The organism is Phenylobacterium sp., from assembly GCF_031181185.1.
Classification (GTDB): Bacteria; Pseudomonadota; Alphaproteobacteria; order Caulobacterales; family Caulobacteraceae; genus Phenylobacterium.
The window spans coordinates 1-12,582 of sequence record NZ_JAPSKZ010000106.1 but is presented as its reverse complement, the minus strand read 5'-3'; the positions used below and the strand labels follow the sequence as shown (position 1 = coordinate 12,582).

Genomic DNA, 12,582 nt, shown 5'->3' with positions numbered 1-12,582 from the left:
CATCTTCCGCCGGCACCCGACGGTTCCATTCGGCATCGGTGCGCCGACCGGTGACCCGATCGGCGGCTTCATCCAGGGCTCCATCAACTACGCCAAGCGGACGACCCGGGGTCTCGACTTCACCGGACGTTATCGGATGGATCTCGAGGAGATGTTCGGCCGCAACTGGGGCCGTCTCGACTACTCGGTCCGGGGGCTGTGGCTCATCGAACAGAAGCAGTTCAACAACGCCAATGACCCGAACGACTACACGGGCCTGGACAGCACCCTGACCTATCCCCGCGTTCGCCTGACCTCCTCGCTCACCTACTCTCCGAACGAGGTGTGGAGCGTGAACTGGACGATGGACTGGCAGACGGCCCAGGATATCACCGACCCGATGACCTATGCCGAATCCGGCAACGTCGATGCGCGTTTGTTGAGCGACACCAACACGGGCAACTTCGCCCGTCACGACTTCACCGTACGGTGGAACGCGCGGGATGATCTGTCCGTGCGGGCCGGGGTGGTCAACGCCTTCGACGCCGAACAGTCACGTGTGCTCGGTTCGACGGTCTATTCGAACTTCGACCCCTATGGCACCCGCTTCTTCATCGGCCTGAACTACCGGCCCTACTGAGGCGCGTGACCGGACAGTACGCAGGGGGCGGCTCCGACGGAGCCGCCCCTTCGCTCGTGGGGGGCGGCGACAGGTCGGTGACGGCGTAATCAGTCCAACCACAACCTGTCTCCGGCCTTGGGCCCTTTGCGTGCGAGAAGCAGCAGGCCCAAACGGGAAGGGAAGGTCCGCCCAGAGTCAGAAGCAGGCGTCGGCCGCGGCGTGGTCCGCTAGATCCGCTCCTGACTCTTGGCTGCCCCTTGGAGCGCCTGCTCCAGCGCCAAGTCAGCCGGCTGCGCCAGCTCAGCTACGGCCGCTCTGGCCAGCGGCTGGAGAGGGGCGCTTCCCAAGGCCGTGGATCGTCGCGGATCGTCGGCCGGTGCGACCGCGGCGAGAGGACGTGAGCGGGCCAGCAAGGACCGGCACGACGGGAGATCGCACCAGTCTGCGCCCGGCAAACGGCGGAGCTCCGCGGTACGCGCCGGTTCCGATGAGTGAGTGATACGTCTGCGAGAAGACGGTGGCGGTGCGGGCGGGTCCGAAGACAACGCGTCTCCGTCCGTGAGCTCTTGGCGGGCGAGAAGCAGCACGCCAGGTTGGCTGGTGGCGGAGCGGACAGTCCTCCGACGAATGTCCCCACCTGCCGGAAGCTTATGGAACGTCTCCCAGTCCGGCCAGCACAAACACGTCGATGCTCGAGCGGACGTAGACCCATTTCCTGTGATCGGAGTTCCGCAAAGCCCGATTAGACGGGGCTGCGAGAGCGGACCACATTTTGTCCGGCCCGGAGTCCGCCGCTACTTTGCTCTGCAAGGTCGACGAGGATCGGGCAGTCTGGCCGATCATCACCCGCGCAGCCCTTCGCCAATTTCCGTAGAGCATCCGCCATCGCCTGCATCTCGGAGATGCGGGCGTCGAGGTCAGCCACATGCTTAAGGGCGATCGCCTTGACCTCCCGGCTCGGTCGGTCTCGATCGCGCCAGAGTGACAGCAGATGGCCGATCTCCTCGACCGAGAAGCCCAGATCGCGGGCGCGGCGGATGAACTGCAGTTCCCGCACATCGCGCTCGCCAAAGTCGCGGTAGTTGCTGTCCGTCCGGTCCGCCGGCCGGATAAGGCCGACGGACTCATAATAGCGGATCATCTTGGTCGACACGCCGGTCGCTTTCGAGGCCTGGCCGATGTTCATGTCTGGACTCCTTCGAAGCGGGTCTTGAAGCCGCGCAAACGCAGCGCGTTGGTCAGAACACTGACGCTGGACAGGGCCATGGCGCCGGCGGCCAGCATGGGCGACAGCACCCAGCCGAACACCGGGAACAGCATGCCCGCCGCGACCGGGATCAGCACGACGTTGTAGCCGAACGCCCAGACCAGGTTCTGGCGGATGTTGCGCATCGTGGCGCGCGACAGAGCGATGGCATTCACCCCCCCGCGCAGGTCGCCGCCGGTTAGGACTACGTCCGCGCTCTCGATGGCGACGTCCGTGCCGCCGCCGACCGCGAGCCCCACGTCGGCCGCCGCGAGCGCCGGAGCGTCGTTGACGCCGTCGCCGACGAAGGCCACTCGGCGCCCTCCGGCCTGAAGGGCGCGGACGGCCTCGACCTTGCCGTCCGGCAGAACCTCGGCGCGCACCTCGTCGATGCCCAGATGTCGGGCCACGGCTTCGGCGGTCCGGCGGTTGTCGCCGGTGATCATCGCCACCTTGAGCCCAAGCCCGTGGATCGCGGCGATGGCGGCGGGCGTCGTCGTCTTAATCGGGTCGGCGACCGCAATGATGGCGGCCAACCGGCCGTCGATCGCGGCATAGAGGGGGCTCTTGCCCTCCTCGCCCAGCTGCTCAGCCTGATCGGCGAAGGCGGAAAGGTCGTGGCCGAGTCTGCGCATCAGGCGGTCGGCGCCAACCTGGACGGACCGGCCGGCGACCCGACCTTCAGCCCCATAGCCGGGGCGGGACGAGAAGGTCTCGGGATCAGGCACCGGAACGCCCCGCGCCTCGGCGGCCTGGATGATGGCGCGTGCGATGGGGTGCTCCGAGTGCGTCTCCAGCGCGGCGACCAGGCTCAGCACCTCGTCCTCGGTGAAGCCCGCGGCTACGGTGAGGTCGGTCAGAGTCGGCCGCCCTTCAGTCAGGGTGCCTGTCTTGTCGAAGGCGACGACCTCGACGCCCTGAAGCGCTTGGAGCGCCTCGCCCTTGCGGAACAGGACACCGAGTTCGGCGGCGCGGCCCGTTCCGACCATGATCGAGGTCGGGGTCGCCAAGCCCATGGCGCAAGGACAAGCGATGATGAGCACCGCGACGGCGTTGACGAGGGCGAAGCCCAGCGCCGGTTGCGGGCCGAGCGCCAGCCAGACACCGAAGGTCAGGACGGCGATGGCGATGACGGCGGGAACGAACCAGCCGGTCACCTTATCGACAAGCGCCTGGATCGGCAGCTTGGCCCCTTGAGCCGCCTCGACCATCCGAACGATCTGGGCCAGCACGGTCTCGGAGCCCACCTTCTCGGCGCGAAACCGGAAGGCGCCGGTGGTGTTGATCGTGCCGCCGACGACCTTCGCGCCTTCGATCTTCTCTACCGGGACTGGCTCGCCGGTCAGCATGGACTCATCGACGAACGAACTTCCGGACAGCACCGAGCCATCGACCGGCACGCGTTCGCCGGGCCGGACCACGATTACGTCGCCAGGCGTGACATGGTCGATCGGCAGCTCGACCTCTGACCCGTCCCGTTCCACGCGAGCCGTCCTGGCCTGAAGCGTCATCAGGCGACGAATGGCCTGGCTGGTCTGCCCCTTGGCGCGGGCCTCGAACCAGCGGCCGACCAGGATCAGGGTGACGATCACCGCCGCCGCCTCGAAGTAGACGTTGGCGGTCCCGGCCGGCAGCCACTGTGGGACGAAGGTCGCGACGGTGGAGAAGGCCCAGGCGGCGGTGGCGCCCAGCACCACCAGAGAGTTCATATCCGGCGTCAGCCTGACGAGGTTCGGCACGCCCTTCTGGTAGAAGCGCAGACCCGGAACGAAGAGCACGAAAGTCGCCAGGACGAAGCTGATGATCCGCCAAGGCGTCATGCCGACGGACTCCACCAGCCAGCCATGGGCGCCAGGGATGAAGTGCAGCCCCATCTCGATGACGAACAGGGGAAGGGTAGCCGCGCTGGCGACAGCGACCGCGCGGCCCAGGGCGCGGATGTCAGCGGCGCGCGAAGCCTGCTCGCGGTCCTCGCTGGTCGCGTCCGGCGCGGACACCGCTTCGGCCGTGTATCCTGCCTTGGCGACGGCGTCTGTCAGGGCGCGGGCATCTGCGGCGCCTTCCAGCACCCGGATGGTGGCGCGCTCCGTCGCCAGGTTCACGCTGGCGTCCAGAACGCCGGGCGCGGTTTTCAGGGCGCGCTCGACCCGGGCGACACAACTGGCGCAGGTCATGCCCGCGATCTTGAGTTCGATGATGTGCTCGATAGGCTCGTAGCCGGCGGAGCGGATCGCCAGGGTCACCGCCGCCGCTGAGCCGGCATTGTCCATTTCCACCCGAGCGCGTTCGGCGGCGAGGTTCACGGTGGCGCTCTTCACGCCGGGCGCGGCGCGGATTGCCTTCTCGACTCGCCCGACGCAACTGGCGCAGGTCATGCCGAGCACGGGAATGTCGAGGGTTCGCAGGGTAGTGGCGGTCATCGGGACGGTCTCCAGAATGAGGTCCCGCCCCTCATGAACCTTCCAGTCATGGGAAGGTCAAGCGTCCATTTTCCCCGGCTCGCTAGCGCACCGCCTCGCGTACTTCAGGCTGCATATCTGGGATCAGAACCGCCGGACGCGGCGGGAGCGGTCGGTCGCCGCGTTCTCCGTTTCGCTCGATGTCCGCGATCAGCAACTTCATTTCCGCGATCTCGCGGACCTGGCTGGCGATTATCTCGTCGGCCAGTTCCCTGACACGGGGGTCGCTGATCTGCGATTTGCTGGCGTTGTTGATGGCGATGGAGTGGTGCGGGATCATGGCGCGCATGAAGGTGGTGTCGTCCACCAGGGACTGCGCACGGTTCATATAGAGCATCAGGGCGCCGAGCGCTGCGGCGGACACGACGACAGCCACCTTCGTGCGCCGGCCTTCATACATGCTCCACATGAAGCCGAGCATGATTATCGCCATAACGCAGCCCATGATGAGCGACGCGATCAGGCGGTTCAGACTGAACAGTGCGTGGTCGAAGCTGTAGACCAGCTGATACATCAAGAAGAACATCACCACCGTTGAGGTCGCGATCATCGCCGCGAAGCGGCCCCAGCTCATATTCATCGTCCGACGCTCCCGGAAAGCGGTCGGCCGGGCAACGCCAACAAACGTGACCTGTTCCAGCAGGCCGGCGCCTAGAGGGCTGGCTCAGTGCGCATGACGCCCGTGCACCACCGCGTGTCCCTTGCCTCGCGAAATAAGCCAGCGATTGACGGGGAAGGCGGCGGCGCCCGCAATCACGAGCGCGGCTCCGAGGCTGGCCCAGAACAGGAACGAGTCCAGATGCGCGTCCATCGCGCCGGGAATGACCAGCATGATGGCGTTGTCGACGATCTCCATGATGGCGATTGAGACGGTGTCCGCCGCCAGAGCCAGCTTCAGAACCGCCCCGAACGCCAGTCCGGCCCGCAGCAACGGGACCATCGTGAAGGCATAGCCGAAGAGGAAGGCCAGCCCCACGGCAAGGCCGATTGTCGACAGGTCGCTCCATCCGAGCGCCGTTCCTATAACCATCCCCAGCACCTCTCCCACGGCGCAGCCTGAAAGGCAGTGCAGCGTCGCGGTCAAAGCGAGACGGTTCAGCGAGGCGCCGTGGGCCTGGGCCTGCCCGGCGGGCGTCATCGGATGGCTGCGGTGTTCATGATACATGATCTTGCTCCTCCGCGCCTCTGCTGCACCTTCCCATCATGGCAAGGTCAAGACGGTGGTTGACCCCCTTGACCCTCCCACGCTGGGAAACCCCACCTGCCTCGTCGTCGATCAACAAGGGAGATGACGATGATCGAGTTGAAGGTACAACGGATGACCTGCGGCGGCTGCGCTGCGACGGTGAGAGCCGCCGTGGCCGAGGTGGCGCCGAAGGCCCGGATGGAGATCGAGATCGCGACCGGGACGCTTCGGGTGGAAGGCGAGGCCGACGAAGCCCGCGTCCGGGCTGCGATCGAGCAAGCCGGCTACGGCATCGCATAGGGGTGTCGCGGCCGGTCCCTGGATCGGCCGCGATCCTCCTTCATGAGGAAGCGCCCGTATCCCGCGTAGTGAAGCACAGGGCCGGAATCGGCCGAATTCCTGGAGACTGAGTATGCGAACCTTCAATCCCGCACCCTTCATCGCCCTTGCGGCGGCTGTGGCCTTCGCTGCCGGGCCGGCGGCGGCCCACGCCCGGCTGGTCAGTGCGACGCCGGCCCCCAACTCGACCGTGGCCGCGACGCGGACGATCAGCCTGACCTTCAGCGAGCGCACGGTCGCCGCCTTTTCCGGCTTCGATGTCGTCAACGCGGCGGGGGAGAAAGTCGCGATCCGGACTTCCGTCGCCGAGGACGGCAAGACCCTGACGGGAACCCTGGCGCGCCCGCTCGCCCCCGGCGCCTACCGCGTCGATTGGCGTATTGCGTCGAGCGACGGCCATCGCATGACGGGCTCCTACACCTTCTCGGTGCGCTGACGCCGTGCTCGAAGTCGTGGTCATCGCGCTCCGCTGGCTTCAATACAGCGGCGCTGTCGTCCTCCTCGGCACGCCGCTGTTCCTGCTCTATAGTTTCAGGGGCGCCGATGGCCCCAACCTCGGTTGGGCGCGCCCCACGCTGATCGTCGCGGCGATCGTCGTCGCGCTCGGCTCTATCGCCGCCATCGTGGCCCAGACCGCCGTGATGGCGGGCTCGCTGGGCGAAGCCGTCAAACCCGCGTCGCTTTCCTTCATGGTGACCGGCACAGCCCTGGGCATGGCCATGGTCGTCCGAGCCGTCATCGCCGTCCTCGGCCTGGTCGTGTTGGTCGCCCTGAAGCCGGCGCGCGCGCTTTGGGGCCTGATGATTGTGACGGGCCTGATCGTCGCCGCCAGCTTCGCCTGGACGGGGCATGGCGCGGCCACGGAAGGCCCCGGTGGTCTCCTCCATCTCGTCGCGGACATCTTTCACGCGATCGCTGCGGCCCTGTGGCTGGGGGCCTTGACGGCCTTGACGATCCTGCTGCTGCGCAGGGCCGCGCCGGACGATCTCGCGATCCATCGCGCCCTGCACGGGTTCGCCGGCCTGGGGACGCTCGCCGTCGCTCTGCTGGTGCTGACCGGCCTTGTGAACAGCTGGTTCCTGATCGGCCTCGCCCGGGTCGGCGACATGGGAACCAGTCTTTACGGCCAGCTCCTGATCGCCAAACTCGTCCTGTTCGCCTTCATGCTCGCCTTCGCGGCCGGCAACCGCTTCCGCTTGACGCCGGTGTTCGGCTCGGTGCTGGAGGGTGGGCAAGATCCTCGACAGGCGCTTCAGCGACTCCGACGCAGCGTCGTGGCGGAGACGCTGGTCGGCGCCGTGCTGCTGGCCGTTGTAGCGGTGATCGGCACGCTTGCTCCGCCCTCTGCGCTCTAACAGTTGCTGGGCGAAGCGGTAGCGATCCGTTGTTCGGATCAGCGCAGCCACGCTGCGCCCGCTTCCGCTATGCGATCGCGAGCGTCCAAGGCCTGCAATGCGGCCGTTCAGACGATCCGTCAGGCCGGGCTCCAGGTGCGTTCTGCCGAATGGCTAACGGGGCGCGCGTGACGACCAGTGAATGTGCTGGATGCGCCAGCCGTCGGCCTGCCGCTTCAGCACCATCGTCTCGGTTGTCAGGCGATCCACCGCGCGGCCGTTGAACTGGCCCGTGGTGCGGCCTTCGCTGGTGATCCAGGCGATGTCGCCGTGGGCCCAGCCCGATCTCCGTGACACGGTCGCTTGCGAGGCGGCGGCGAATGCGGCGTCCGAACCCAGGTGATGGGACGCATATTCGTCGCGCGACCGCTCCGCGCCGCCTTCTTCGAAGATCATCACGTCCGCGGCCAGAAGTGTCAGCGCCCCTGCCGTGTCGCCGGCCTTGAGCGCGGCGTGAAACGCGTCGACGGTGGTCGCCGCCTCCGCTGCTTCCGCCGCGACCGAGCCTGCGGCGTGGCCGTGGCCGCGGGCGTGATCCTGGGCGAAGGCGGGGGTCGCCGAGAGCGCGGCGAACGACAGGACGAGGGCAAGAGATGTGCGGGCCATTATAACTCCGGATTTCGGGCCATCTGGACTGACGAACATCAGGCCGGTTGGTCGTGGCGAGCGAACACGATCTCACTCCGGGACCGTGGCGAGGAGCCGCGGCGCCCTTGGTCGGCGGGCCTCACGACCAAGGCGGCGGGAGTCCGCATCGCCGAGCTCGCACCAGGTCGGCGGAGGTCGCGGACGGTCCCGCCGCGAAGGCTCTTGACCTTGCCATGGTGGGAAGGTGCACAAGGCGGAAATCCCGGCCTGTGGCGACCTGCCGCAACGGCGCCACCACGGGAATGGGTATTTGAACGAACGGCCGCGTAGCGGACAAGGGAATTTCTCGCCGATGCCGACCTCCCGCCTTGACCGCCGGATGCTTCTCCGTGGCGCCGCCGCCGGCGGCGGGCTGCTGGGACTGCAAGGCCTGTTACCCGCATGGGCGCAGACGGGATCGGCGGGGCTGCGGCCCGACCTGCCGACCCTCACCGGACCGAATATCGATCTGACGGTCGGTCACTCGCCTTTCACCGTGGGCGGGCGCACTGGCCACGCCGTCACGGTCAACGGGGTCCTGCCGGCCCCGTTGCTGCGCCTGCGGGAGGGCCAGAACGTCCGGCTGTCCGTCTCCAATACCCTGGACGAGGACACCTCGATCCACTGGCACGGTCTGCTGCTCCCGTTCCAGATGGACGGCGTGCCCGGCATCAGCTTCCCGGGGATCAGGCCCGGCGAGACCTTCGTTTACGAGTTCCCGATCAAGCAGTCGGGCACCTTCTGGTATCACAGCCACTCCAACCTTCAGGAGGCGATGGGCCATTACGGGCCGATCGTCATCGACCCCGCGGGCGCCGATCCGGTCGCCTATGACCGGGAGCATGTGCTGGTCCTGTCGGACTGGAGTTTCATGCACCCCCACGAAATCCTCGACAAACTGAAGAAGAGCCCCGGCTACTTCAACCAGCAGCGCACCACCCTCGCGGGGCTCCTGGACGGCAGCGACCGGATGAGCCTGGAGGAGCGGCGCATGTGGGGGTCCATGCGGATGGACCCCCGCGACATCCTCGACGTCAACGGCTCGACCTACACCTATCTGATCAACGGCCACGGACCGCAGGAGAACTGGACCGGCCTGTTCCGGCCCGGCGAGCGGGTGCGGCTGCGCATCATCAACGCCTCGGCCATGTCGATCTTCAACGTCCGCATTCCCGGCCTGCCTATGACGGTGGTCCAGGCTGACGGCGAGAACATCCGCCCGGTCGAGACCGATGAGTTCCAGATTTCCGTGGCCGAGACCTATGACGTCATCGTCCGACCGACCATGGATCGCGCCTACACGATCGTGTCAGAGGCCATCGACCGCTCCGGCATGGGACGGGCGACCCTCGCGCCGCGCCTGGGCATGACCGCCGAGGTCCCGCCGCTGCGGGAAGTTCCGAACCTGACCATGCGCGACATGGGAATGGGTGGGCATGGCTCGATGGGCGGCATGGATCACGGAGCCATGGCCGGCATGGATCACGCAGCGTCCGCCGACGCGGCGCCGACCCATGACATGGCCGGCATGAACATGCGCGCTCCGGACAACGCCCCGCCGGACATGGCGGTGGGCATCGGCGTCGACGGGATCGCCATGGACCCGGCCAACCGGCTCGGCGAGCGACCGATCGGTCTCACGAATGTCGATCACCGCGTCCTGGTCTACACCGACCTCGTCTCTCTCGCGCCCAACAAGGACCAGCGTCCCCCCTCAAGGACCATGGAAATCCACCTGACCGGCAATATGGAGCGGTTCATGTGGGGCTTCGACGGCCGCAAGTTCAGCGAGCTGGTCGAGCCGATCCGCTTCGAGCGCAACGAGCGGGTGCGCGTGACCCTGGTCAACGACACCATGATGGCCCATCCGATCCACCTGCACGGCCACTTCTTCGAACTGGTGACGGGCGGCCCGGCCGGGCATCAGCCGCTGAAGCACACGGTCAATGTCGCGCCCGGCGGCAAGGTGACCTTCGACCTGACCGCTGACGCGCCGGGCGACTGGGCCTTCCACTGCCATATGCTGATGCACATGCACGCCGGCATGTTCAACGTCGTGACGGTGCGGCCCATGGACGGAGCCGCATCATGAACCGCTTCGCCGTCGCCCTCGCTCCCCTGATCCTCGCCGCGACCGCCTTCAGCGCCCAGGCCCAGGACCCGCACACGGGTCACACCATGCCGGCGCCGACGCGACCCGCGCCCGCTCCATCCGCCACGCCTCAGTCGCCTGGCCCGCCTGCGACGCAGGACCCGCACGCGGGTCATGTCATGCCGCCGGCTCGGACACCGCCAGCAGCGGATCCTCACGCCGGCCACCGGATGCCTGGCCAGCCCGCGACCGCCGATCCCCACGCGGGGCATGACATGTCGATGAGCGCGGGGCCGCCCGACGTGCCGACCAGCGCCGACAATCCCGGCCGTCCTCCAGAGGACCCGCTCCCGGCCGCCGCCCTGAGCGGCCCCGCACACGCCGCCGATCTGGTCTTCGGGGCCGAGGCGATGGCCGCTGCCCGACGAGTCCTGGTTCGCGAGAATGGCGACGTCCGCGCCACGGCGGTGATCATCGATCGCCTCGAAGCCGGCCTCGGAGACGACGACGAGACCTGGCTATGGGACGTCCAGGGCTGGACCGGCGGCGACGTCAATCGCTTCTGGTGGAAATCCGAGGGCGAAGGCGACTTCGGCGGCGATCTGGAGGAAGCCGAACTCCAGGCGCTCTACAGTCGCGCCGTCACGCCCTTCTGGGACGTGCAGGCTGGCGTGCGCCAGGACTTCCGCCCTGACGGCGAGAACACCACGCATCTGGTCCTGGGCGTCCAGGGACTGGCGCCTTATTGGTGGGAAGTCGACGCCGCCGCCTTCCTGTCCACCGAGGGCGACCTGACCGCCCGCATCGAGGCTGAATATGACCAGCGCATCACCCAGCGCCTGATCCTTCAACCCCGCCTCGAAATAGACGCCTCCGCCAGCGATATTCCCGAGCTGGAGATCGGCTCGGGCCTGTCTTCGGTGGAGGCAGGCCTGCGGTTGCGCTACGAAATCCGCAAGGAGTTCGCCCCTTATGTGGGCGTCGAGTGGAGCCGAGCGATCGGGGACACCGCCGACTACATCAAGGCGCGAGGCGGCGAGGTTGACGTCACGAGCGTCGTCGTCGGCGTCAAGGCCTGGTTCTAATCGAAGGAGACCACCCCATGATCCGCACCCTCGTCGTCATCGCCGCCCTGGCGTTCGCCGGCGCCGCCGCCGCTCAGGATCCGCACGCCGGCCACAACATGCAGGCCGCGGCCGCAGCGCCTCGGTCGGGCATAACGACCGTTCCCGCCGACGGCGCGATGACGCACGGATCGCCCGAACGGTTCAGCGCGACCTTTCCGCACCCGATGATCCTGAAGACGGTGACGCTGACTGCGGAGGGGCAGGCCCCAGTCGTCGTGGCCGTTCCCGCCGCGCCGGCTGCCGCGACCGTCAGCGTGGCCCTGCCGCCTCTCACTCCGAACACCTACACCGCCGCCTGGACCGCCGAGGGCCCCGACGGGCACAGGATGTCCGGCTCCATCAGCTTCATGGTTCACTAGGAGAACGATGATGAAAGTCTCCAATCTGTTGGCGGCCGCCGGCGCGGTCCTGGCGCTCAGCGCCGGCGCGGCGCTTGCTGCTGAAGGCTGCAAATGCTGCAAGGACATGGCGGCTGACGCCGGGATGTCCTGCTGCGACAAGAGCAAGTCTGATCCGGTCCCGACTGAACCGGCGCCGCCCGCGCCGGCCCCGTCAGATCCGTCAGCTCCGCAGAGTCCCGCAGAGCAGTGATCTCTTGCTGTGGTGTGGTGTTTGCCGTCTGCAATGCGCCGCACACCCGGGCTCGCGGCACAAAAGCGGACCGCTTAAGGGGCTCCGATGAGCAAGGAATGGACTCGCAGGCGCTGGCGGTCTGCCGGTCCGCTTCTGACTCATTGCGGATGTTTGAGAGTCCCTGTTGTGAGCGTGAGGTTCGAATGCCCCCGCTCAACCGCCGCGCCAGCTCAAATCGCTTGCGGCGGACGCCGGGCAGAGAGAGCCCTCGCGAACGGCGGCCATTCGCGCCAAATGGGCGCTGGTCTGGAAGGAGGAACAGCGGAAGCGCGGCGAAACTGCCGCTGGCTGCGGCCTCTTCCGACTTCCCTGCGGTCGCAGAGGTGTAGGCCGGGGAGTGGCGGTGTAGTCAGTCCAACGACAAATCGTCTCCGTGAGCCCTTGGCGTACGAGAAGCAGCAGGCCCAGGCGGGAAGGGAAGGGCAGCCAGGCGCCAGAAGCGGACATCATCACGCGGCCGAAGAGCGGACGTTCGGCTGAGCCGACCCGACACGGGCTGGGTCCAAGACGCGCGGGATTGAAGTCGGCGCTGAGGCTCCCGCATTCCTGACGATCGAACGGAGGAACCGCCGTCCCTCACAGCGATTGCATCGAGCCAACCAGTTCGAGGTGATGTTTGTCAGACGCAGCTTTTCGCGACGCACCTCTTCCCGACCAGTCCGCCACGAGCGAGGCGCGGCCGTTCAGGCAAAGCCAGCCGCCCACGGGCTGGATCGCGGCGCAGCTTGCACAGTTCCAGGAAACTCAGATTGTTTTCGTGGCGTCGAGCGAACGTCGCGCAGACGAAATCGGTCGCGCCCTCCGGCAGTTCGCGCCCTCAGCGGAGGTTCTTGTACTGCCGCCCTGGGACTGCCTGCCCTACGATCGGTCGTCCCCAT

At 67.3% G+C, this 12,582-nt stretch carries 12 protein-coding genes; 7 read left to right on the top strand and 5 right to left on the bottom strand.

The genetic code is table 11. The features are described 5' to 3' along the window. On the top strand, positions 1-619 hold a 619-nt coding region (locus RIF93_RS13485; RefSeq protein ID WP_309091969.1), incomplete at its 5' end, for a TonB-dependent receptor domain-containing protein. Between the two features lie 724 nt (positions 620-1,343). On the opposite strand, the gene cueR is transcribed toward RIF93_RS13485, so the two are convergent. The 4 genes from cueR to RIF93_RS13465 form a co-directional block, all read right to left on the bottom strand. Beyond that, positions 1,344-1,787 (bottom strand): Cu(I)-responsive transcriptional regulator, encoded by a 444-nt coding sequence (cueR, locus tag RIF93_RS13480; RefSeq protein ID WP_309091968.1) that lies wholly within the window; start codon positions 1,785-1,787, stop codon positions 1,344-1,346. Next, positions 1,784-4,267, bottom strand: coding sequence for a heavy metal translocating P-type ATPase (locus RIF93_RS13475; protein ID WP_309091967.1), 2,484 nt, complete (start codon positions 4,265-4,267; stop codon positions 1,784-1,786). The genes cueR and RIF93_RS13475 overlap by 4 nt, the downstream gene beginning before the upstream one ends. 82 nt (positions 4,268-4,349) lie before the next feature. Beyond that, a complete protein-coding gene (locus RIF93_RS13470) occupies positions 4,350-4,886 on the bottom strand; it encodes a DUF305 domain-containing protein (protein ID WP_309091966.1) in 537 nt (178 codons plus the stop codon). An 84-nt stretch (positions 4,887-4,970) separates the two neighbouring features. After that, complete coding sequence (locus tag RIF93_RS13465; protein WP_309091965.1) at positions 4,971-5,444, bottom strand: DUF4396 domain-containing protein; 474 nt, start codon at positions 5,442-5,444, stop codon at positions 4,971-4,973. Between the two features lie 156 nt (positions 5,445-5,600). Here RIF93_RS13465 and RIF93_RS13460 point away from each other — a divergent pair, with 156 nt between their 5' ends. The 3 genes from RIF93_RS13460 to copD all read left to right on the top strand — a co-directional run bounded on the left by RIF93_RS13460 (position 5,601) and on the right by copD (position 7,186). Next, on the top strand, positions 5,601-5,792 hold the full coding sequence (locus RIF93_RS13460; RefSeq protein ID WP_309091964.1) for a heavy-metal-associated domain-containing protein: 192 nt from the start codon (positions 5,601-5,603) through the stop codon (positions 5,790-5,792). 112 nt (positions 5,793-5,904) lie between these two features. Next, positions 5,905-6,267, top strand: coding sequence for a copper homeostasis periplasmic binding protein CopC (copC, locus tag RIF93_RS13455; protein ID WP_309091963.1), 363 nt, complete (start codon positions 5,905-5,907; stop codon positions 6,265-6,267). A 4-nt stretch (positions 6,268-6,271) separates the two neighbouring features. After that, positions 6,272-7,186, top strand: a complete 915-nt coding sequence (copD, locus tag RIF93_RS13450; RefSeq protein ID WP_309091962.1) for a copper homeostasis membrane protein CopD — start codon at positions 6,272-6,274, stop codon at positions 7,184-7,186. A 153-nt stretch (positions 7,187-7,339) separates the two neighbouring features. On the opposite strand, the gene RIF93_RS13445 is transcribed toward copD, so the two are convergent. Continuing rightward, on the bottom strand, positions 7,340-7,831 hold the full coding sequence (locus tag RIF93_RS13445) for a nuclear transport factor 2 family protein (RefSeq protein ID WP_309091961.1): 492 nt from the start codon (positions 7,829-7,831) through the stop codon (positions 7,340-7,342). Between the two features lie 334 nt (positions 7,832-8,165). Between RIF93_RS13445 and RIF93_RS13440 the strand changes: the two genes are divergently transcribed. Genes RIF93_RS13440 through RIF93_RS13430 form a run of 3 tightly spaced genes read left to right on the top strand, consistent with a single transcriptional unit; the run spans position 8,166 to position 11,430 of the window. After that, positions 8,166-9,944, top strand: coding sequence for a copper resistance system multicopper oxidase (locus tag RIF93_RS13440; RefSeq protein ID WP_309091960.1), 1,779 nt, complete (start codon positions 8,166-8,168; stop codon positions 9,942-9,944). Continuing rightward, a complete protein-coding gene (locus tag RIF93_RS13435) occupies positions 9,941-11,029 on the top strand; it encodes a copper resistance protein B (RefSeq protein ID WP_309091959.1) in 1,089 nt (362 codons plus the stop codon). Before RIF93_RS13440 ends, RIF93_RS13435 begins: the two co-directional genes overlap by 4 nt. Positions 11,030-11,046: 17 nt before the next feature. Next, a complete protein-coding gene (locus RIF93_RS13430) occupies positions 11,047-11,430 on the top strand; it encodes a copper resistance protein CopC (protein WP_309091958.1) in 384 nt (127 codons plus the stop codon). Positions 11,431-12,582: the final 1,152 nt, after the last annotated feature.